This is a genomic window from Lysinibacillus sp. FSL M8-0355, assembly GCF_038008985.1.
GTDB classification, from domain to species: domain Bacteria; phylum Bacillota; class Bacilli; order Bacillales_A; family Planococcaceae; genus Lysinibacillus; species Lysinibacillus fusiformis_D.
Map to the genome: position 1 here is coordinate 2,414,842 of NZ_JBBPAI010000001.1, position 20,154 is coordinate 2,434,995.

The 20,154-nt window shown below is 37.2% G+C and carries 19 protein-coding genes, 2 pseudogenes and 3 riboswitches; of the genes and pseudogenes, 15 read left to right on the plus strand and 6 right to left on the minus strand.

All coding sequences use genetic code 11. The annotated features are described in order from the left end of the window. Positions 1 to 295 precede the first annotated feature (295 nt). A complete protein-coding gene (locus tag MKY46_RS11850) occupies positions 296 to 463 on the plus strand; it encodes a hypothetical protein (protein ID WP_340834339.1) in 168 nt (55 codons plus the stop codon). A 5-nt stretch (positions 464 to 468) separates the two neighbouring features. Then, positions 469 to 687: a hypothetical protein gene (locus MKY46_RS11855; protein ID WP_340834340.1), complete on the plus strand. Its 219-nt coding sequence runs from the start codon at positions 469 to 471 to the stop codon at positions 685 to 687. Between the two features lie 66 nt (positions 688 to 753). Here MKY46_RS11855 and MKY46_RS11860 read toward each other — a convergent pair whose 3' ends face one another. Then, positions 754 to 1,371, minus strand: a complete 618-nt coding sequence (locus MKY46_RS11860) for a YczE/YyaS/YitT family protein (RefSeq protein ID WP_036126364.1) — start codon at positions 1,369 to 1,371, stop codon at positions 754 to 756. 124 nt (positions 1,372 to 1,495) lie between these two features. Between MKY46_RS11860 and MKY46_RS11865 the strand changes: the two genes are divergently transcribed. Beyond that, entirely contained in the window at positions 1,496 to 2,014 is a 519-nt protein-coding gene (locus tag MKY46_RS11865) for a GNAT family N-acetyltransferase (protein ID WP_036126362.1), read from the plus strand. Positions 2,015 to 2,062: 48 nt separating this feature from the next. Here MKY46_RS11865 and MKY46_RS11870 read toward each other — a convergent pair whose 3' ends face one another. Beyond that, a complete protein-coding gene (locus MKY46_RS11870) occupies positions 2,063 to 2,680 on the minus strand; it encodes an FMN-binding negative transcriptional regulator (protein WP_101966656.1) in 618 nt (205 codons plus the stop codon). A 168-nt stretch (positions 2,681 to 2,848) separates the two neighbouring features. Here MKY46_RS11870 and pdxR point away from each other — a divergent pair, with 168 nt between their 5' ends. Next, positions 2,849 to 4,264 (plus strand): MocR-like pyridoxine biosynthesis transcription factor PdxR, encoded by a 1,416-nt coding sequence (gene pdxR / locus MKY46_RS11875; RefSeq protein ID WP_340834341.1) that lies wholly within the window; start codon positions 2,849 to 2,851, stop codon positions 4,262 to 4,264. Positions 4,265 to 4,324: 60 nt separating this feature from the next. Further along, positions 4,325 to 4,414 (plus strand): annotated as a pseudogene (locus MKY46_RS23810) (DUF2935 domain-containing protein); the annotation flags it as partial. A gap of 83 nt (positions 4,415 to 4,497) precedes the next feature. Here MKY46_RS23810 and MKY46_RS11880 read toward each other — a convergent pair. The 3 genes from MKY46_RS11880 to MKY46_RS11890 all read right to left on the minus strand — a co-directional run bounded on the left by MKY46_RS11880 (position 4,498) and on the right by MKY46_RS11890 (position 7,474). Further along, complete coding sequence (locus MKY46_RS11880) at positions 4,498 to 4,863, minus strand: hypothetical protein (protein ID WP_036126354.1); 366 nt, start codon at positions 4,861 to 4,863, stop codon at positions 4,498 to 4,500. A 229-nt stretch (positions 4,864 to 5,092) separates the two neighbouring features. Further along, entirely contained in the window at positions 5,093 to 5,830 is a 738-nt protein-coding gene (locus MKY46_RS11885) for a DUF3888 domain-containing protein (protein ID WP_089933568.1), read from the minus strand. A gap of 162 nt (positions 5,831 to 5,992) precedes the next feature. Continuing rightward, positions 5,993 to 7,474, minus strand: a complete 1,482-nt coding sequence (locus tag MKY46_RS11890; RefSeq protein ID WP_330493312.1) for an Lsa family ABC-F type ribosomal protection protein — start codon at positions 7,472 to 7,474, stop codon at positions 5,993 to 5,995. A 555-nt stretch (positions 7,475 to 8,029) separates the two neighbouring features. Beyond that, positions 8,030 to 8,208: riboswitch (cobalamin riboswitch) on the plus strand. A gap of 179 nt (positions 8,209 to 8,387) precedes the next feature. On the opposite strand from MKY46_RS11890, the gene metE reads away from it, so the two are divergent. From metE to MKY46_RS11935, 9 genes are all read left to right on the plus strand, one after another. Further along, the gene (gene metE, locus MKY46_RS11895; protein ID WP_330493311.1) at positions 8,388 to 10,685 is read left to right on the plus strand and encodes a 5-methyltetrahydropteroyltriglutamate--homocysteine S-methyltransferase; all 2,298 of its coding nucleotides are present in this window, start codon (positions 8,388 to 8,390) and stop codon (positions 10,683 to 10,685) included. Between the two features lie 170 nt (positions 10,686 to 10,855). Then, positions 10,856 to 11,048: riboswitch (cobalamin riboswitch) on the plus strand. 389 nt (positions 11,049 to 11,437) lie between these two features. After that, complete coding sequence (gene nikA / locus MKY46_RS11900; RefSeq protein ID WP_330493310.1) at positions 11,438 to 13,051, plus strand: nickel ABC transporter substrate-binding protein; 1,614 nt, start codon at positions 11,438 to 11,440, stop codon at positions 13,049 to 13,051. Between the two features lie 70 nt (positions 13,052 to 13,121). Continuing rightward, positions 13,122 to 14,075: a nickel ABC transporter permease gene (gene nikB, locus MKY46_RS11905; protein ID WP_330493309.1), complete on the plus strand. Its 954-nt coding sequence runs from the start codon at positions 13,122 to 13,124 to the stop codon at positions 14,073 to 14,075. 1 nt (position 14,076) lies between these two features. Further along, positions 14,077 to 14,889: an ABC transporter permease subunit gene (locus tag MKY46_RS11910; RefSeq protein ID WP_036126340.1), complete on the plus strand. Its 813-nt coding sequence runs from the start codon at positions 14,077 to 14,079 to the stop codon at positions 14,887 to 14,889. 11 nt (positions 14,890 to 14,900) lie between these two features. Next, entirely contained in the window at positions 14,901 to 15,674 is a 774-nt protein-coding gene (locus tag MKY46_RS11915; RefSeq protein ID WP_036126337.1) for an ABC transporter ATP-binding protein, read from the plus strand. 10 nt (positions 15,675 to 15,684) lie between these two features. Further along, positions 15,685 to 16,485: an ABC transporter ATP-binding protein gene (locus tag MKY46_RS11920; RefSeq protein ID WP_340834343.1), complete on the plus strand. Its 801-nt coding sequence runs from the start codon at positions 15,685 to 15,687 to the stop codon at positions 16,483 to 16,485. 272 nt (positions 16,486 to 16,757) lie between these two features. Then, on the plus strand, positions 16,758 to 17,123 hold the full coding sequence (locus tag MKY46_RS11925; RefSeq protein ID WP_141904351.1) for a DUF2089 domain-containing protein: 366 nt from the start codon (positions 16,758 to 16,760) through the stop codon (positions 17,121 to 17,123). 13 nt (positions 17,124 to 17,136) lie between these two features. Then, a complete protein-coding gene (locus MKY46_RS11930; protein ID WP_036126329.1) occupies positions 17,137 to 17,523 on the plus strand; it encodes an SHOCT-like domain-containing protein in 387 nt (128 codons plus the stop codon). 9 nt (positions 17,524 to 17,532) lie between these two features. Then, the gene (locus MKY46_RS11935; RefSeq protein ID WP_340834344.1) at positions 17,533 to 17,838 is read left to right on the plus strand and encodes a hypothetical protein; all 306 of its coding nucleotides are present in this window, start codon (positions 17,533 to 17,535) and stop codon (positions 17,836 to 17,838) included. Positions 17,839 to 17,893: 55 nt separating this feature from the next. Here the strand turns inward: MKY46_RS11935 and MKY46_RS11940 are convergent. Next, a pseudogene (locus tag MKY46_RS11940) lies at positions 17,894 to 18,379 on the minus strand (NUDIX hydrolase). Positions 18,380 to 18,626: 247 nt separating this feature from the next. Then, a riboswitch (cobalamin riboswitch) is annotated at positions 18,627 to 18,821 on the plus strand. 193 nt (positions 18,822 to 19,014) lie between these two features. On the opposite strand from MKY46_RS11940, the gene mmgD reads away from it, so the two are divergent. After that, the gene (gene mmgD / locus MKY46_RS11945) at positions 19,015 to 20,136 is read left to right on the plus strand and encodes a citrate synthase (protein ID WP_036126326.1); all 1,122 of its coding nucleotides are present in this window, start codon (positions 19,015 to 19,017) and stop codon (positions 20,134 to 20,136) included. The last annotated feature ends 18 nt before the right edge of the window (positions 20,137 to 20,154 follow it).

The window sequence follows — 20,154 nt, forward strand, 5'->3', positions numbered from 1 at the left end:
GATTTGGGAAGAATTAGTCGATAATCAAGAGGTGAAAATTCCATTCAAAGAGAGGGACATCATTTTAACAGGAAATGAAATTAACCTGTGAACCTCATTACTTAATAACCTGATAGGAGGGATTCTATTGCAGCAGATTTTTAATAAGTTAATAAAACAGAACATCAAGCCATTCCTTTCGATGCTTGGCTACAACAAGAAAAGTTTGAATTTCTATAAAACAACCGACAATCTTAACTATATGTACAATTTCTAAAAATCCGCTGGTAATACAGCTAATAATGTCATGTTTTATATGAATTGCGGTATTTATGCAACCGAGTTGGCACACATTCAATCGAAAGAGATTCTGACAGCACCAAAAGAAGCAGAATGTCACTTCCGAGCAAGAATTGAATCAATTGTCGAAGGTACATTTAATCTCGATTTTCCATCCATCCTACTACGAATATGGATGGTCTAAGAAAAATGCTACTTCGTGGGATGAAAGAGGCTCATCATTTCTTTGAATCGATGACTAATGCCAGATCCATTATAAACTATTACACGTCTGGCCCATTTCTACATTTAAATGATGTAACAGCAGCTAAGCGTTATTATCATGAATGGCAGAAAAAGGATGGAACTGAACAGCGATGGGCCATTTTCGAAAAAAATATAAGGCTATCTTCAATCAATTTGGAGTGAAACTTGATGAAGAGTAGCTATCACAAAACTAGAACTCCTTCTTCATCGAGTAGCTGGTTTTCTATTTTAGCTTTTATTTTGATCATTTACAGTCGTATTCAGTAGAGTATCTAGTATTCTTCCAGTAATGGGCATAAAGAAATGCAGGATAAAGCCACCTAAGCAAACCGTTAATAATGTACCGACACCGATTGGTCCTTTACACAACATCGCCAACACTAAGAAAAAGAGGTAAATAACCGTTCTTGAGAAAAAAATCGATTTGTTTGTTAGCTCTTTTATAATTAAGGTTAGTCGGTCTACAGGAATTGGCGCAAAATTTGTATGTAAATAGGTTGCCGTTCCTAATCCTGTCACAACTAGCCCTATGCCAAAATAAACCACCTGATTATACCATAGTATTGCTAAATCATTTAATAGCAGTAACCACATATCAATTCCTATACCTGTGATAAATGCTGTGATCAGCCCTACTATTTCAGGCTTTTGTCTAGCTAATATGGAGTTACTACCGACTAATAGGATAGCCAAAATGATTTCCCAGCTTCCTACAGTTAGACCTACATGATTAGACAATCCGACTAAAACCGCATCAAAAGGGGAAGTCCCAAGGTTGGAATGAATTGTTAGAGAAATACCTAGCGTTAAAATGAAAATGCCTACTACATAAAAGATATATTTCAAACGAAAGCCCTCTTTTCATTTTTATTGCAAATACAATAAAATTACGTTAAATTGACTATATACTCTTTTTGTTGCATTTGCAATATAAAATCTAGAAAGAGTTCACGATAAGGGAGTGGAAGCAATGACCGTTAAATTAGAGGAATGTAGTCTAGCAAACTTAAAAAAGCTTCAAGAAATAAGCATCGAAACATTCAATGACACGTTTAAAGACCAAAACTCGCCTGATAATATGAAAGCTTATTTAGAGCGTGCATTTCATGATCATCAGCTAGAGCAGGAATTGACCAATGTCGATTCAGCCTTCTATTTTATCTATGATGATGAAGAAGTAGCTGGCTATTTAAAAGTAAATGTCAATGAGGCACAATCCGAACAAATGGGGGATGAGTCACTCGAGGTGGAGAGAATTTATATTCGACATAAATTTCAAGGCAAAGGGCTCGGTAAATACCTCATCAATAAAGCAATGGAAATAGCTATTGCACACAACAAAATAAGCATTTGGCTAGGCGTTTGGGAGAAAAATGACCATGCTATCGGTTTTTATAAGAAACTTGGCTTTGTTCAAACAGGTGCTCATTCTTTTTATATGGGGGATGAAGAACAAATGGATCTCATCATGACCAAAACGCTCGAATAAAGTGATAATGGCAGAAACGTTGATAAAACAACATTTCTGCCATTTTTATTAGTCATTTCTATTTTTCTTCATGGCATCTGCCAATGCATCAGCTTGAGGTTGTTGTTCTTTATAAAGCTCGCTAATAATATTGGCATAATCATTAGCATTACGATTTTGGCTTAATTTATAGGCAGCCTGCACTTCGTCTATCTTTATTTTAAATCCTTTAATCCCTTTTATTTCTTGCTGTAAAAGCTCAGGCGATAGTTTATCCCACAAAACAGAGTTTTCACGGAATTTCTCATATTTTTCTAGTAAGCTAGTCAAATCTTGCTCTAACTCTTTTCCGTTCATAAGGCTTGCTTTTCCGTATATATGGACAGCTTGATAATTCCAAGTTGGCACATTTTCATGCTCATACCAAGAGGAAGAAATATAGGCATGAGGCCCATTAAATATGACGAGAAGGTCATTCACGTCCTCAAAGGTCTTCCATAAAGGATTTCCATAAGCTAAATGACCTGTCAGGTAATAGTCATCCTGAATTTTATTCAGCAGTACAGGGATATGGGCTGCTATTGGTTTACCTTTTCTAATTGAAACAATTGTCGCAAAGGCATTGTTTTGAATAAAATCTTTGATTTCTTCAAAATCTGTTATTTTGTAGTACTTTGGAACATACATGCAAACCTCTCCTTATCTCATCAAATCATTGTGAGCTTTTTGAATAAACAAACTATTGTGATTACACGTCTTTACATTTTCCCCTCTACAATGTAGATTTTATTATAATCAATCACTGGTACCTCTTAAAAGTGCCAGTAAAGCTATTTTCAAAGGAGCCAATAAGCCATGCTCGAAATGACACCTAACTTGCATAATGAAGAACCACTTTATCTTCAGTTATATAGCTATATAAAAGCTGAAATTCAAAATGGAAATATTTTAGCTCAAACCAAATTGCCGTCTCAGCGCAGCTTAGCTAAACATTTACAGATTAGTCGCAACACGGTTGATGCAGCTTACCAGCAGCTCCTTGCAGAGGGCTATGTAATTGGTAAAGAACGAGAGGGGCTTTATGTTGTAGAACTCGAAAGGGGCTATTTTCAAACAAGTTCTAATCATTTTGAGCCGCAGTTAGCAACTCCGCAAGAACAACAACTACCTTCAATTAGGTACAACTTTAATTATGGAGATATCAATTTAAAAGATTTCCCCTATAAAATATGGCGTACATTAACACTGCAAAGCCTGAATGAAGAGCAGGCTCATCTGCTTTTATATGGAGATCCGCAAGGGGAGCTTGAATTAAGGAATTACATTGCAAGCTATCTTTATGAAGCAAGAGGGGTACAATGCCAAGGAGACCAAATTGTCATTGGTGCAGGTTTGCAATTTCTAATGGGCATCGTATGTCATTTAATTGGAAGAAATGAGCTTTTTGCTATGGAAGATCCAGGGTATTATCGCGTTCGTTACTTGTTTAAGGATCATGGTATAAAGGTGAAACCTATCCCTCTCGACGAACATGGCATTCATATCAGCCAGTTAAGAAATAGTAGGGTCAAGGCTGTTTATGTCACCCCTTCCCATCAATTCCCCATCGGAACGGTCATGCCGATTTCAAGAAGACTAGCATTATTAGAATGGGCCAAGGATGAAAATGCTTATATTATTGAGGATGATTATGATGGGGAGTTTCGATATGCAGGTAAACCTATACCTGCTCTACAAGGATTAGATTCGAATGACCGCGTCATCTATATGGGCACTTTTTCAAAATCATTGATTCCTTCCATCAAGCTAAGCTATATGGTTTTACCAAGGGAATTAACCCTTTTATTTAATAACAACAACTACTATGTTCAAACTGTATCGAGACTTCATCAGCATACCTTACAGTTATTTATGGAAAGTGGGCATTGGGAGAGACATTTGAATAAAACACGAAATGGCTATAAAAGAAGATATGAGGCTTTACTAAAGTCCATTCATCAAATATTAGGGGATAACGTGAAAATACATGGGGCTAGTAGTGGCTTACATATTCTACTCGAACCAAATAATAAAATGTCTGAAGAAGAACTAATTGAAACAGCAAAACGGGCAGGTGTAAAAGTATACCCAACCTCTATTTTTTACGCCAATCCTTCCGTCATACGGCACGCAAAAGTTTTGCTTGGATTTGCAAATTTAGAGGTAGAAGAGATTGACAAGGGAATTAAGCTATTAAAACATGCTTGGTTTGATAGCCCCAGCATGTTGTGACTGTCTTTGAAAGCTCTATTTCTATAGATCAGTGGAAGTGGAGAGGGACTTATGCACGTAACAGCAAAAGTTGTGTTAAATCATATTATTGCGGAATCAGCATATTTTATTGGCATTGCACAAACCATCTTATTTCAACAGAAATGCTAAGACTTGGCGAGTTAAAAAATGGAGTTTGGTAGAAGAAACTCTTACCAAATTCCATTTTTCATAACGCTATCTTTGTCACAATATTAACTATTCGGAATTTTCTCTTTATACTTTAAGGAAAGAAGGCTTAAAGAATAATTCTTAAGTGTATCTGTGTTAATAAAATCATTTAGAATACCTTCAATGGAACTACAATGCTGATTAATTAAATTGATTTCTTCTATATAATTTGAATCAATCGAAGCTTCTCTTAACGTTTTAAACACTACTTTCTGTTCATTAAACAAATAGACCAATTCAAACCTAGCATTCAGTATCAAAATAGTAATCTCTGGAAAAACAATTCGATCTTTTAAAACTTCAAGAATGCAATCGACAGACTTTACGCCTTCTATCGCATGCAAAGATGAAAAAACACCATGTAATAATTCTTCAAAATCAACCTTCATTTAAATCCTCCATCAATCATAAATCCTTTCTGATCATAACACTTTCTCAGAAAAATTTTAATGCTTAATATTTTCCTTCAATAATGTGGAATGGACTCATGCAAACGATAAAGATAATAAAGATTTAGCATTAAGGAGTTCCCACAAATGGGATGATAGAAAAAATGTTAATTATAAAATTATTTAACAAAAGAAGAAGAATCGGAAAAATTAAATTTCCCATTCTTCTTTATATATACCAGGGTAATTGATGCTGCATTTTCTTACCTGGCTTACTTGCTTTATTTATTACGGTCCATGTGCCGTCTTTCTTTTGCAGCTGATAGCTTACATTGGTCCCATCTGCCCTTTTAAAGAGCATATAGCCTGTATTGTCTTTGATAAAGGTGACAGGGTCAACTACATTTTTATAGGGTATCTTTCGCTCAGGAAATAAAATATTGTTTGCTATTTCATCTGCAATCGTAGCAAGAGGCTTCATTTCATTATTTATTTCAGCCTTGTATTGCAATTGATTGTATCGATAGGAAATGAACGAGGCTAAATTCAAATTAAAGCTCTGCTGTATGTCTGAAAGTGTTGTGCGATAGAATGCATCTATTGCTTTTTCTACATTATCTGCCTCATGTTTATAGTGAAGGGTGTTCACATCAGTTGGACTGATTTCAAACGTAATGATTTCCTTGCTATATGGTGGGGAATGGGCATGTTCAAAAGTAGTAACTTGAACGTTAACCCTAAAGCTAAACTGACTTTCCCTAATAACGTTCAAAATGTTCGCATCATACAAGCCATACTGCTTAGGATAGCCGTAGTAATGGTCAATTTCCTTTTCTATAAATGGATTAAGGATTGTTATCAATGTATCAGTGATGAGTTTCTCATCAGCTTGTTCGCTTTGTGCATAAATCTTACTGGGCATAATCAAAATAGTGACTATAGTCATTAAAGTAGCGATTTTTTTCATGGGATTGCTAGCCTTTCTATAAAATATTCCTTTATAGTGTGCGTCGATCACAGAAAATTATTAAACGTTTTATAGTTAAAGATAAAAATAATAAAGGTGTCACTTGGTTTCATTAAAAAGAAGAATCCATTTTGAAAATGGACTCTTCTCTATATGATTCCTTTATGACAAAGATATTGTTTTCGTTGCCACGGTTTGTTGAAAGGCTTGGTCATGCTCCACAAAAATCATTGTAGGATTAAAACTTTGAATAAGCTCTTCAATCTGCATGCGCGAATAAATATCAATAAAATTTAAGGGTTCATCCCAAATATAGAGATGTGCTTTTTCACACAAACTTTTGGCAATCAACAGCTTTTTCTTTTGCCCACCTGAATAATGTGAGATGTCTTTATCAAATTGAATCCGCTCAAAGTCCATCTTCCGCAGAATAGATTTAAATAACGTCTCATCTATAGCATGCTCTTCAATAAAATCCGATAACGATCCCTTCAAATGAGCAGTATCCTGTTGAACATAGGAGATAATAAGGCCAGCAGCTAAATGTATAGAGCCTGTATGCTGTATAGGCTTGCCAAGAAGCAGCTGTAGGATACTACTTTTTCCGCTTCCATTTTTGCCATCGAGAACAATACGATCACCTTGCGTCACTTTGAAGCTAATAGGCTGATTCACAAAGTTGTCATCATACTGAATTGATACATCCGTTACAACAACCATGTCTTTTGATGGAAATGCTAATGGTTGTACTTTTAAAGATTCCGTTTTTTCAACATTTTTTAGCAGTTTTGATTTTTCATCAATCGCTTTTTGCTGCCTAGATTCCAAGTTCTTTGCTCGCTTCATCATCTTGGCTGCTTTATGTCCAACAAAGCCTTTATCCAGCTTAGAACCCGAATTCGTAGTTCCATTTTTGGAAGCCTCCACTTGATTAGACCAACCTACCGAACGCTTGGAAGACTGCGTTAAACGGTCAATATCTTTTTGCAGACGTTGATTAGTTGCTTCTTCATGTTCCTGCTGTCGATCAAAATTTAACTTCCAAGTTGAGTAGTTACCACTTTGAACATCAATATTGGCTCTATTGATCGATAAAATATGATCAACACAGCCATCTAAAAAGGCTCTGTCATGCGAAATTAAAATAAATCCTTTTTTCTTGCGTAGATAATTAGAGACCGTCTTTCGTGCATCCGTATCGAGATGATTGGTTGGCTCATCAATTAATAGAAACTGTCCCTCTGTTAAAAAGAGCGCTGCAAGCAACACCTTTGTTTGCTCTCCATTAGATAATGTTTGAAAAGGGCGATACATGACCTCAGCATCGACATCTAGATAGGCTATTTCACGAATATATTCCCAATCTTCTGCCAGAGGGCAAATTTCTTCAAAAATTTCGTACGTATATTTATTTGGGTCTGAAACAGGATAGGGGAAATAAGTAAATTCTACTGAAGAAATGATGTTCCCACTATACTCATAATTCCCTAATAGCAAATTAAAAAATGTTGTCTTCCCACGACCATTCCTACCGATAAATCCAATTTTCCAATCTGTATTAATCTGAAAGTTGACACCCTCAAAAATATAATCAAAGCTGCTTGGGTAAGAAAACGTTAAGTCTTGTACTTGTATCATTGACATGATAATTCCTCCTTTGTATAGCAAATCATTTTTCTTTTATACAAAGTCGGTACATCCATCTATGCTAAATTTCTCCGTATAAGTTGATGGATGCTAACGACTTATACGGAGCATCACATGCGTCACAATAGGTTCAGAATCGCTCATTTTTTTCTCTCCTTTATTAGGTAGATGAAAGATACAGAATAAACTATGAGAGCAAGAAAAAATCCCCCCAATTGGATATTGGAAGGATTAGTCTCTCACTGAATAAACTTTATTTGCCAATGACATCATGACAAATAAACGCAAACTGATTGTTAAAAATGGATAGACTAATCCTATATTTTGTCGTTTGAAGTGATTCATTTCAAATAAAAATATAGATTAGTTCATCATTGTCCATTCATCAGTCCTCTCATAATTGTATTTTTATAGTAACAAATTTTTTTATGGAATACAATGTAGCCTTATCTTCTTAAACCAATCCCTACAATAATTATAGAAATAATTTAGATAATCGTATAAAAATTATTTCTACTATTCTGAAAGATATGTTATAGTAGGAGCATAATTGAATAATGTGTAAGAATTGGTGCCAAATGAAAGTTTGGCTTAAAAGGGAAGTCGGTGCAAATCCGACGCTGTCCCGCAACTGTTATTCGGAGCAAATCACAAAGGCCACTGGGAAACCGGGAAGGCTGTGAGGCGTGTTGATGAGAAGCCAGGAGACCTGCCAATTTCTAGTACACACCAAATACCTACGTGGAAATAGGTGGTGAAAAGTGACCAAATCGGCACTGTGCGATAACAAATGATTTATGCGAAAGTAGATACTTTTTTCGTATTGTTTTAGCATTAAAAATTTCAACTAGCAGCCATTCTCCTCCTTGGAAAATGGCTTTTTATTTTTTTCTGAAAAGGAGATATAAAAATGACCTATACAAGCACACTCATTGGTTACCCGTATATCGGGGAAGATCGCGAATGGAAAAAAGCATTAGAAGCATTTTGGCGCAACGAGCTTTCTGAAGAGGATTTTGAGGATAGTTTAAAAAAAATCCGTTTAGCTAGAATTGACAAGCAGCTACAGCTTGGCATCGACATGGTGACAGTTGGCGATTTTACGTATTACGATAGAATGTTAGATACAGCATTAATGTTTGGTCTCATCCCAAAACGCTTTAACTGGCAGGGAGGGAAAGTAGATTTATCTACCTACTACAGCGTAGCAAGAGGGAATAAAACAGCTGTAGCTAGTGAGATGACAAAATGGTTTAATACAAACTATCACTATATTGTTCCTGAATACGAGGGACAGGCCTTGAAACTAACAGAAAATAAAGTGTTGGCCGATTTCTTAGAGGCGAAAGAAACGTACGGTATTATTGCAAAGCCAACATTGATTGGTCCCTATACATTCTGCAAGTTAACAAAAGGCTATAGCAAATTCACACAGGTTGAATACTTATTAGCTCTAATACCGCTCTATACACAAGTATTAAAAGAATTAGTAGATGCAGGTGCAAATTGGATTCAACTAGAAGAGCCATCACTTGTCACAACCCTTGATCCAGCAGACATCAAGCTTGTGCAAGAGATTTACGACCAGTTAGCCGTCGCCGTTCCAGAAGCGAAAATCATGCTGCAAACTTATTTTGAAGCATTATGCGGCTATGAAACATTGATTACATTGCCTGTAGAAGGATTTGGCCTAGACTTTGTTCATGGCTATAAAGGAAATATGGCGTCACTTCGTCAATATGGTTTCCCTCAGGACAAAGTATTGGCAGTCGGGGTTGTTAATGGACGTGATATTTGGCGTTCCAACTTAGCGGAGGTCAATGCTACAATTCAGGCAATTGAGCATTTAAGTAATGCGGCAGAGCTATGGATTCAACCGTCCAGCAGTCTACAACATGTACCAATCACAACTGCTCTTGAAAATGAGATTGACCCTGTTCTGAAGCATGCTTTAGCCTTCGCAGATGAAAAGATTGTAGAAATCACGGAGCTAACTAAATGTAGACGAGATACAGAGGGTATCTTACAGCATAATTTTTCTGAAAGTATGAAGGCAATTGAGGCTCTAAAAAACCATCCAATCCGTCAAAACAAGTTGATCCATCAAGCAGTTCAAACTGTGACAACGCAAGATTTTGAACGACATAGTGAATTTGCTCAGCGTCAAAAGATGCAGCAGCAAGCGTTAGCGTTACCGCTATTCCCAACAACAACAATCGGAAGCTTCCCACAATCTGATGAGGTGAAAAGGAATCGTAATGCTTGGCGTAAAAAACAATTATCGAATGAAGCCTACGAGGCATTTATAGAGCAGGAAACAAAACGCTGGATTACGATACAAGAGGAACTAGATATCGATGTACTCGTTCACGGTGAATTTGAGCGTACAGACATGGTCGAATACTTTGGTGAAAAGCTAACTGGCTTTGCCTTTACAAAAAAAGCATGGGTCGTTTCCTATGGCTCACGCTGTGTCAAGCCACCGATCATTTATGGAGATGTTGCGTGGTCTTCAGCGATAACTGTAAAAGAGTCAGCCTATGCTCAAAGCTTAACAAAGCGCTTTGTAAAAGGTATGCTGACAGGACCAGTGACGATATTAAATTGGTCCTTTGTACGAGACGATCTGTCACGTAAAGATGTCGCTTATCAAATTGCATTAGCACTTCGCAAAGAGGTTGAGGCACTCGAAAACGCAGGTATTTCAATTATTCAAGTGGATGAGCCAGCTCTAAGAGAAGGTTTACCGCTACGAAAAGAAGAATGGGGAGCTTACTTAGAATGGGCTGTTAATTCCTTTAAGCTGGCTACAGCTAGTGTCAAAGATGAAACACAAATCCATACACATATGTGCTACTGCGAATTTAACGATTTCATCGAACCGATTAGTGCACTTGATGCAGACGTGATTTCCATTGAAACATCAAGAAGTCACGGGGAGCTCATTACATCACTGCAAGGGCAACCTTATCAAAAGGGCATTGGCTTAGGCGTTTATGATATTCATAGTCCTCGTGTGCCAAGCAATGAAGAAATGCTAACTATTATGAGAGATAGTTTACAGGTGTTAGATCCCCATCAATTTTGGGTGAACCCAGATTGTGGTTTAAAAACAAGAAAAGAAACTGAAACTGTTGCAGCTTTGGCTAATATGGTTGCTGCAACGAAAACATTACGCCAGGAAGTACAACAATCTATCTCGAGATAACGACATCATTTTATAAATCTACTACAACCACTACATCTTCTCTCCGAAATACAACAAAGACCAGGAAAAAATGGACCTGGTCTTTTGTTGTTTCATTCTTTTAAGATTTTTATTATATTCAGAAAATAAAATTGACGTGAACAATCGAGCATGTTATGTTTATAACGAATTTCATAGCGATCATTACAAGTTTGAGTGAAAAAGACTTTCATTCAATTAAAAGGAAAATGGGTGTAAATCCCATGCTGTCCCGCAGCTGTAAATGAGGAGTTTTGTTTCAAATACCACTAAGTGATTACTTGGGAAGGTGAAGCAAAATCATGATTCATGAGCCAGAATGCCTGCTTGTAAGGAGATTCATTGATGATCTACGAAAGATAGGGAGATGGATGGAGGCTTACTCATTGTAAGTTTTTCTGTCCTTATTCTTTTTTAGAATAAGGTTTTTTTTAGTTTGATTCAGCAAATGTTTTTGTAGTAGCACATACAGAAGACTTCTTTTTCTATAGAAGAAGATAAATAGTCAATGGCTGTTTAAATGCCCTCTGAACGTCAAAAAGCACCACGTCCTGTGGCAATGTCGGTGTGCCTAAAGCCTCTAGCGGATATCACAAACTTTGAAAAGGTGTCAGCACAATGCAAATCAACTTCTACTCGTTAGCTCGAAAAATTTGAACGCATTGTTGATACCTTCTTTCCATCTATCTATAACTAGATTCATTTGTACCACGAATAGAGATAGGAGACAGAAAATGAGATTGACTAAGTATGTACTTCCCTTCATCCTTGTGTTAACTTTCAGCTTACTTGCTGGTTGTACAAGCACAGATCAAGAAAAGGGAGAGACAGGAACACAGCAAACAAATGAAAAAATGATAACAATTGGGTGGCCATTAGATGTCGGCCCATTGAACCCCCATACATATTTACCCAATCAAATGACCGCACAAGCGATGGTCTATGAATCCTTGGTGGAGTATAACGACGATGGAACTGTTAGCCCAAAGCTAGCAGAAAGCTGGGACATATCAGAAGATAAAACGACTTATACTTTTCATTTAAGAAAAGATGTTAAGTATTCAGACGGAACTGCGTTTAATGCAGATAATGTGATTCGTAATTTCAATGCAGTATTAGCGGATCGGGAAATGCATTCTTGGATGGGTATGGTCAACCATATGAAAGAGGTTGTGAAAGTGGATGATTTTACAATTCGCTTGCAATTAGATGAACCTTATTATCCTGTCTTAAACGAGCTTGCCTTTGTAAGACCATTCCGTTTTTTAGGGGATAATGGATTCCCAGCCGGAGATGCGACACAAGATTCGATCAAGGCACCTATTGGAACAGGTCCATGGGTATTAACCGAGTACAAAAAAGATGAATATGCTTTATTTAGTCGCAACGAAAACTATTGGGGAGAAAAGCCTCTCGTAAAACAAATTAAAGTTAAAATTATCCCAGATTCAGAATCGATTTCATTAGCATTTGAAAACGAGGAATTAGATTTAATTTATGGTCGTGGCATCATTAGTTTAGATAACTATACGTATTTAAAAGATAGCAGTAAATACAAAACCGCTACCTCTGAGCCTTTGTCTACGAAAGCGTTACTCTTCAATACTCAGTCGGGTCCGTTAGCCGAATTAAAGGTTCGTCAGGCCATTCAATATGCTATCAATAAGGAACAAATGGTTGACAGTATTACACATGGTACAGAACAAGTGGCTAACACATTATTTTGGGATGCCATTCCTTATGCCAATATAGAGTTAGCGCCAATCTTATATAATCCTGAAAAAGCGCAGCAACTACTAGATGAGGCAGGGTGGACGTTACAGAAGGGCGAAAAAATTCGTTCGAAAAACGGGCAACCATTATCATTAGATTTAATCTACATCGCAACAGATGCAATCCAAAAGCCAATGGCGGAATTAATGCAAGGTGAACTAGCAAAAATAGGGGTACAGTTGAATTTAGAAGGTGCAGATGTGATGGTCGGTCTTCAAAAATTAATGGATGATCAGGTGGATATTAATTTCTGGCGTACAAACGGACCACCAACCGACCCACATAGCTTTGCAAATGAGTCAGCTACGCCAAATGCTAGTGGTGTTTATGAGGCAAAATTAGGCTTATCTAACGCTACAGACATCGATACGAAAATCCATCAATTATTAGTGGGAACAGATGAAGAGGAACGAGTGCAGCTTTACACGGATATTTTATCCATATTCCATGATCAAGCACTTTTCTATCCTATCTCTTACGAAACAAATAATGTAATTTATCAACCATATATGAAGGATTTTGCTCCACGTGCATCTGAATATGATATTCCCTATGCACAAATGGATAAAGAGTAATAAAAAAGAGAGAGTATGTCTTGCACAGACAGCTCTCTCTTTATCATAGGAGTGAGTAGGAAGTGACAGCATGTATGAATCGACATGGATGTTTTGTTTAAAAAGAATTTTGACTTTGCCGTTTGTCTTACTAGGAGTTTCCATCCTAACCTTTGTATTTATTCGTTTTGTACCGATAGAGCCTGCTGAGGTCATCCTACGATTGGCAAGAGTTGCTCCAACCGAGGAAGCTGTTCAGGCATTACGCGAAGAACTAGGGACGGACAAACCTTTCGTTCTTCAATATTTGCTATGGGGAAAAGGCGTTTTACAGCTAGATTTTGGTACATCCTTTGTGAGTAAATTACCAGTAGCACATGAGCTATTCGCGAAATTACCTGCAACAATTGAATTAGCTCTTGCCGCATTTGTCCTCATTTTAGTATTCAGTATACCATTAGGGATTATGAGTGCATTGTCTAAGTATGCCATCATCGATAAAATCATTAGATTCTTTAGCATATTGAGCGTATCCATTCCAACATTTTGGTTAGGTTTCCTACTGCTCTATCTATTTAGCTTAAAATTAGGGCTCTTTCCGACAAACGGAAAGGGCACACTCGCTCATTTAGTTTTACCAGCCTTCGCACTAGCTTTGCCAACCATTGGTCTGTTCATCCAGTTTATTCGTTCCACTATCCAGGAAGAATTACATCAGCAATATGTTCAATATGCGCAGCTAAGAGGATTAAAAAATTCTGTAATCCTCATACGTCATGTGTTACGAAATGCTGCCATACCTTTGACTTCCTTATTAGGTATGACGCTCGGTAGTTTACTAGGTGGAGCTGTAATTGTGGAGCAAGTTTTTAGTTGGCCAGGACTCGGTAGGTATTTAATCGAATCCATTACGAACAGGGATTACCCCGTTGTACAATGCTATGTATTGATTATTGCTGTGATCTATGTGTTGACCAATCTATGCACAGATGTATCGCATCGTCTATTGGACCCTCATCTGATGATGAAGGACAGGAGAGATTGACATGAAGCGATTACGAAAAAGAAGAGATCCTATTCTAGGGTTATTTAGCTTATCCCTCCTTGTAATCATTGTCTTACTGGGATTGTTTGCACCCATTTTAATGCCACATGATCCGTTAGCTGTCGATATAACTAAGAAATTTTTAGCCCCTTCCTGGGATTACCCATTCGGTACAGATCACTTAGGAAGATGCGTCTTTTCTCGCATGCTTTTAGGTATTCGCTATTCATTAGGATCCGCACTCTTCATTCAAGTCGTTGCTATTGTTTTAGCTGTCCTACTTGGTGCCTTTGTAGCGTTGAAAAGAGGTATAATCGATGTGGTATTTATTCGAATATGTGATGTTTTATTAGCTTTTCCGACACTGGTACTTGCATTTGGACTTTTAGGTGTATTAGGCCCTAGCTTAAAAAATGTTTTAATAGCCCTTATTTTTACACAGCTTATTTATTACTCCAGAATGGTTCGAAGTTTATGTATTGGGATGAATGAAAAAGACTTTATTCAAGCTGCTAGGATTACTGGCACTACAGGCATTAAATTAATCATTCGCCATTATATCCCTAACATACTGCCAGCTATTGTCACGATTGTGGCGTTAGATATCGGGAAAGTCATTTTAGAAATCGCTGGCTTTTCCTTTATAGGTCTGGGCGTGCAGTCGCCGATTCCAGAATGGGGCATGATGGTAAATGAAGGGAAACAATATATCCGTCAGCATCCCGATTTAATGCTTTATCCTGGGCTTGCCATTGTCCTAGTGGTGTTATTCTTTAATCATTTAGCCAATCGTTTAAAGAAGTTTGATTCGTGAAGGGGGAAGTTATGGAGAAGGTTTTAGAAGTGAAAGATTTAAACGTCAAAATTGGGGAGAAAAATGTATTATCCACTATCAATCTGACAGCCTATAAAGGGCGTGTCTTAGGAATCATAGGAGAAAGTGGTAGTGGCAAGACCATGCTTTGCCATGCCATCATGCAAACATTACCATCTATCGCACAGGTGACACAAGGGGAGGTTCTTTATCAGCAGGAAAATTTAATGAATGTTTCAGCTACTCAATTAAGAGCATATCGTGGGCGGCATCTTTCGATGATTTTGCAAAATCCATCCGCTGCCTTCGATCGTATCCAAACGATTGAAGGCCATTTCAGAGAAACATTAAAGGCACACTTTAAGCTGACCAAAAAAGAAATGAGACAAATAGCTCTTGATGCCTTACATAAAGTGCATTTACCAAATCCAGAGCAGCTTTTACATTATTATCCTTTTCAGTTGAGTGGTGGCATGCTACAGCGAGTGATGATTGCCTTATCATTGGCGCTACAAGCCTCCCTCTATATTGCTGATGAACCAACGACAGCTCTTGATACGATCAATCAAAAACAAGTATTAACACTATTTGATCGTATTCGCGTAGAAACAGAAGCTGCCATACTTCTTGTTACACATGATTTAGGTGTTATTGCTGAACTAGCTGACGATGTGGCTGTTATGTATCAAGGAAAAATCATTGAGCAAACGAATGTCTATGATTTCTTTGATGCACCTCAGCATGCCTATACAAAGAAACTATTACAAGCAAGAATGCTATTTTAGAGGTGAAAAAATGACGCTGCTAGACGTGAAAAATATTGATATGCATTACGCTCAAAGACCATTTCTATTCCAGCGTAAGCAGGAAGTTCCCGTATTACAGAAGGTGTCATTCTCACTTCAGGAGGGGGAATGTCTAGGAATAGTCGGTCAAAGTGGTTCAGGAAAAAGCACATTAGGTCGTATTATTTTAGGAATCGAACGACCAACAAACGGGGAGTTGCTCTTTCAAGGTGTCAATTTATACGAAGCACCAAGCAAGCATAAAAAAAGAATACGTAGAGATTTACAGGCAGTTTTTCAAAATAGCTATCATTCATTTAATCCGAAGCAGACGATTTTTGAAATACTCGAAGAACCGTTTCTGAATTTCGAGGATTTTAGTAAAACAGAGCGACAACATAAAGTAAGGGAATTACTAGACTGTGTAGAGTTAGAGAGGGCAATGGCTCAATACTATCCTTCGCAGCTTAGTGGGGGGCAACAGCAACGAGTCAACATCGCTAGAGCTCTTGCGCTAAAGCCAAAATTAATTGTCTTAGATGAAGCGATTAGCAGTCTTGATATGATTTTACAGAAGAAGATTATACAGTTACTACAAACACTTCAAAAAGAGCGACAGCTTGCTTACATTTTCATTTCGCATGATTTACAGGCAACACGTTTTATGTCAGACCGTATCCTTGTCATGCAACATGGTCGGCTAGTGGAGGAGATTGGCAAGGATGGAGCATATGAGCATCCTGCTTCACAACAATTATATCATGCTATTTTGCCTTCACACCCGCGAGAAAGAAAACATAAAACGAAATGATCATAATATAGAAAACACGTATACAATGGTCATGGAGGTATGGGCTGGTAATGATAGAGGCCAGTTGGATTACCTCATTTGCTCCAAACATTAGTAAGAGTCATCTATTAAAGAAACGCCATTTTGCATTAGAATGGTGTTTTTCTTTTTATTAATAATATTAATCAGGTAATTAACTTTATTGATATTTTCATTGAATAAATTAATTTTATTATTTACTTTTTTAAATTATTTGGTATATAATCAATTTAACTTAAAGGAAGGAGTTCACTATGGCTTATCAAGTAATCACAAATTGTCCTGTCTGCAGTAAAACATTAAAAATTACGAAGTTACAGTGTTCTCATTGTCAAACGACGATTGAAAATGAGTTTGAATTGTCGAAGCTAGCATCCTTATCACAGGATCAGCTTCATTTTGTGGAAGTATTTTTAACATGTCGAGGGAATATTAAGGAAGTAGAAAAGGAACTGGGCATTTCGTACCCAACTGTGCGAGGCAAGCTAAATGACATTATCTCATCCCTTGGCTATGTCCAAAAGAAGAAAAATGAAGTAGACGAGAAAAAAATTGTAAGCATGTTGGAAAATGGCGAAATCACAACTGATGAGGCCATAAAGCTCTTAAAAGACGAATAGGGAGGAATGCTACATGAAAGAGGAAATTACTAAAGTGTTAACCATGATTCAAGAGGGGAAAATTGATGCTGATAAAGGGTCAGAGCTGATTCAAGTGTTACAAGAGAAAGAGGAGTCAGGTAATAAATTTCTGGAAAAAACGAAGTATTTAGATAAAACGTTAAAGGTTCGTGTGGTGTCCACTGAAAATGATAATGTCACTGTGAATTTGCCTATAAAACTTGTCAAGGCTGTGTTAATGGCTGGACACAGTATCGCTGCGAGTATTCCGCAATCGGAAAAATACGTGAAAGATATCGATATCAATCTTCTTCTTGAAGCCATCGAAAATGAATTAGATGGACAAATTGTGGACATAAAATCGGCAAACGGAGATACCGTTTCAGTTTTCATTGAGTAGAGGCGACTTATGATGCATGTAAAAGTGAAAGCAAAAGACGTTCGCTTTACCGTTCCTGTTCCATATGCTGTGCTAACCATTGTTCTTTCCATTTTGACTTCAAAATGGATTCAGCAAAGTGTCAACAAATGGATTCAGCAAAGTGTCAACAAATGGACAAAGGCATACTTCGACAGAAAAAAAATCGACTTTTCCTTTCCATTCATTGACAAAGAAATGCTCAAGCCTATTATCAAGGAACTACAAAATTATAAAGGGCTCGTGCTAGTAGATGTCAAGGCACAAGACGGTACAGAGGTTAAGGTTAGACTGTAATAGCCTAATAGTTAAGATGAGAGCATGTTTTCATAAAAAGCATGCTCTTTGTTATTTAAAGAGAATCCTTTGCAAAAGAACTATCTAAATTCCACAATTTGTCCTCTAGATTGTCTAAGCGTGTTTTTGTTCTTTTCTCAAGATAATCTGGTAGCTCATTTTTACTGAAATAGGTAAGATTCAAACTCTCACCATCCCTCATCTCTAGTATACCACTGACATTTTTCGCACTATAAAGATGAATAACTGTATAGATTTCATCCCCATTTGGATATTGAAAATAATAATCTGGCCCTGAAAAAACACCAATCAAGTCCAATTCATTCGCTACCAGTCCTGTTTCTTCATGAAGTTCACGAGTAGCAGTTTCTTCTAGCGTTTCATTCAGTTCCATTGAGCCACCAGGTAATCCCCAATCCAACGTATCTTAACGATGTTGAAAGAGAATTTTCTTATCATCGTTGACTACAAGAATTGTCGCCCCGATACTGATAATCGGTCTACTACCGATGTGTTTCCTTAATTCTGAAATATAGCCCATATGTGCTCCTCCTCTATATTATAAAAAATCTATTCGCCTTTTTATTATAAAGACCTCTATTTTACTTATAACCCTTGAAAATGGATTTATTGGTATAGATGAACAATCTTTTTTTGTACAAAATAATGCTCAAAAATGCAGAATAGTCAATCAAAAATGAAAAATAGCTTTTTATAATCAGTCTTTTCTGAATTTTACCTATATTGATTGTTTTGAAAACTCTATGTTAAGGTAAATAGACAAATTGAATATGCTAAATTTTGGTGGTTCAAATGGGGTTCATTCCATTTGATTAAAAGGGAAGTTGGTGAGAGTCCAACACTGTCCCGCAACTGTATTTAGGAGCTCGATAACAAGGCCACTGTTTTGTTTGTCAAAATGGGAAGGTGTTATTGAAGTGTTGATTATAAGTCAGGAGACCTGCCACAAAATAAGCATCAATTGACCTACGAGGATAGGGAGGTGTTAGCTACTGCATGATTTTTGTGAATTCCTGTAAATTCACTGTTATTTGGTCTGTCATGCTTTTGTAGATTAACAACTTCTAAAAAGGGGTAGAAGTTGTTTTTTTGTTGTTCTTTCGCGTTGGAATGATAACGCTTACAAGAATAATTAAACAAAGGGGCTGTCATTGAATGGAGTTAACTTATTCACCAGGTCTTGATGGGGTCATTGCTGCTGAAACAAAATTATCTTTTTTAGACACTGTAGGAAGTCAAATTGTTATTCGAGGCTACGACTTGATTGAATTATCACAAAGATATTCGTATTTAGACATTGTCTACTTGCTACTGCATGGCGAAATTCCTACTGCCGAGCAACAGGCTGACTTACAGGACAAATTAAAAGCACATTATCAGGTTCCGCAAGAGATCTTCCAAATCTTCAAGCTCTTGCCTAATGAAACACATGCGATGGATGGACTGAGAACTGGAATTTCTGTTTTAGCAGGCTTTGATCAGCACATCAATGATCGTTCTACTGAAATGAACTTGACGCGAGCTTATAGACTTTTAGGCGGTATGCCTAACATCGTAGCCAATAGCTATCGTGTCTTAAACGGACAAGATGTTGTGGAGCCAGATAGTCAGCTTTCCTATAGCGCCAATTTTTATTACATGATTACTGGTAGAAAACCAACGGCGTTAGAAGAAGAAATTTTTGATCAGTCTCTCGTTTTATATAGTGAGCATGAGATGCCAAATTCAACGTTTACGGCTCGTGTTATTGCCTCTACACAATCTGATTTGTACGGTGCTTTAACTGGAGCTGTCGCATCATTGAAAGGAAATTTACATGGAGGGGCCAACGAGGCAGTCATGTACATGCTTCTAGAAGCCAAAACAGTAGCAGGCTTTGAAGCCTTGCTGAAAAATAAACTGCAAAATAAAGAAAAGATTATGGGCTTTGGTCACCGTGTTTATATGAAAAAGATGGACCCAAGAGCACAAATTATGAAAGAGGCATTGCATAAATTATGTTTGGCACAAGGGGATGATCGCTTATATCACATGTGTGAAGCTGGTGAGAAGGTGATGGCACAAGAAAAGAGCTTGTACCCAAATTTAGATTATTATGCAGCACCAGTATACTACATGCTTGGCTTGCCAATTGAAATCTATACACCTATCTTTTTTGGCTCACGAACAATTGGCTTATGTGCTCACGTCATTGAGCAGCATGACAATAACCGATTATTTAGACCTCGTGTCCATTATATTGGCGAGCGTCATAACCTTGAAGAATTGTCGGTATAATCAAGTTTTAACAACTCG

What these genes read in the sequence shown, in the direction of transcription:
- MKY46_RS11850 (WP_340834339.1), top strand. Translation starts at nt 296, where the DNA reads ATGAATTGCGGTATTTATGCAACCGAGTTGGCACACATTCAATCGAAA.
- MKY46_RS11855 (WP_340834340.1), top strand. Translation starts at nt 469, where the DNA reads ATGCTACTTCGTGGGATGAAAGAGGCTCATCATTTCTTTGAATCGATG.
- MKY46_RS11865 (WP_036126362.1), top strand. Translation starts at nt 1,496, where the DNA reads ATGACCGTTAAATTAGAGGAATGTAGTCTAGCAAACTTAAAAAAGCTT.
- MKY46_RS11870 (WP_101966656.1), bottom strand. Translation starts at nt 2,680, where the DNA reads ATGTATGTTCCAAAGTACTACAAAATAACAGATTTTGAAGAAATCAAA.
- pdxR (WP_340834341.1), top strand. Translation starts at nt 2,849, where the DNA reads ATGCTCGAAATGACACCTAACTTGCATAATGAAGAACCACTTTATCTT.
- MKY46_RS11880 (WP_036126354.1), bottom strand. Translation starts at nt 4,863, where the DNA reads ATGAAGGTTGATTTTGAAGAATTATTACATGGTGTTTTTTCATCTTTG.
- MKY46_RS11885 (WP_089933568.1), bottom strand. Translation starts at nt 5,830, where the DNA reads ATGAAAAAAATCGCTACTTTAATGACTATAGTCACTATTTTGATTATG.
- MKY46_RS11890 (WP_330493312.1), bottom strand. Translation starts at nt 7,474, where the DNA reads ATGTCAATGATACAAGTACAAGACTTAACGTTTTCTTACCCAAGCAGC.
- metE (WP_330493311.1), top strand. Translation starts at nt 8,388, where the DNA reads ATGACCTATACAAGCACACTCATTGGTTACCCGTATATCGGGGAAGAT.
- nikA (WP_330493310.1), top strand. Translation starts at nt 11,438, where the DNA reads ATGAGATTGACTAAGTATGTACTTCCCTTCATCCTTGTGTTAACTTTC.
- nikB (WP_330493309.1), top strand. Translation starts at nt 13,122, where the DNA reads ATGTATGAATCGACATGGATGTTTTGTTTAAAAAGAATTTTGACTTTG.
- MKY46_RS11910 (WP_036126340.1), top strand. Translation starts at nt 14,077, where the DNA reads ATGAAGCGATTACGAAAAAGAAGAGATCCTATTCTAGGGTTATTTAGC.
- MKY46_RS11915 (WP_036126337.1), top strand. Translation starts at nt 14,901, where the DNA reads ATGGAGAAGGTTTTAGAAGTGAAAGATTTAAACGTCAAAATTGGGGAG.
- MKY46_RS11920 (WP_340834343.1), top strand. Translation starts at nt 15,685, where the DNA reads ATGACGCTGCTAGACGTGAAAAATATTGATATGCATTACGCTCAAAGA.
- MKY46_RS11925 (WP_141904351.1), top strand. Translation starts at nt 16,758, where the DNA reads ATGGCTTATCAAGTAATCACAAATTGTCCTGTCTGCAGTAAAACATTA.
- MKY46_RS11930 (WP_036126329.1), top strand. Translation starts at nt 17,137, where the DNA reads ATGAAAGAGGAAATTACTAAAGTGTTAACCATGATTCAAGAGGGGAAA.
- MKY46_RS11935 (WP_340834344.1), top strand. Translation starts at nt 17,533, where the DNA reads ATGATGCATGTAAAAGTGAAAGCAAAAGACGTTCGCTTTACCGTTCCT.
- mmgD (WP_036126326.1), top strand. Translation starts at nt 19,015, where the DNA reads ATGGAGTTAACTTATTCACCAGGTCTTGATGGGGTCATTGCTGCTGAA.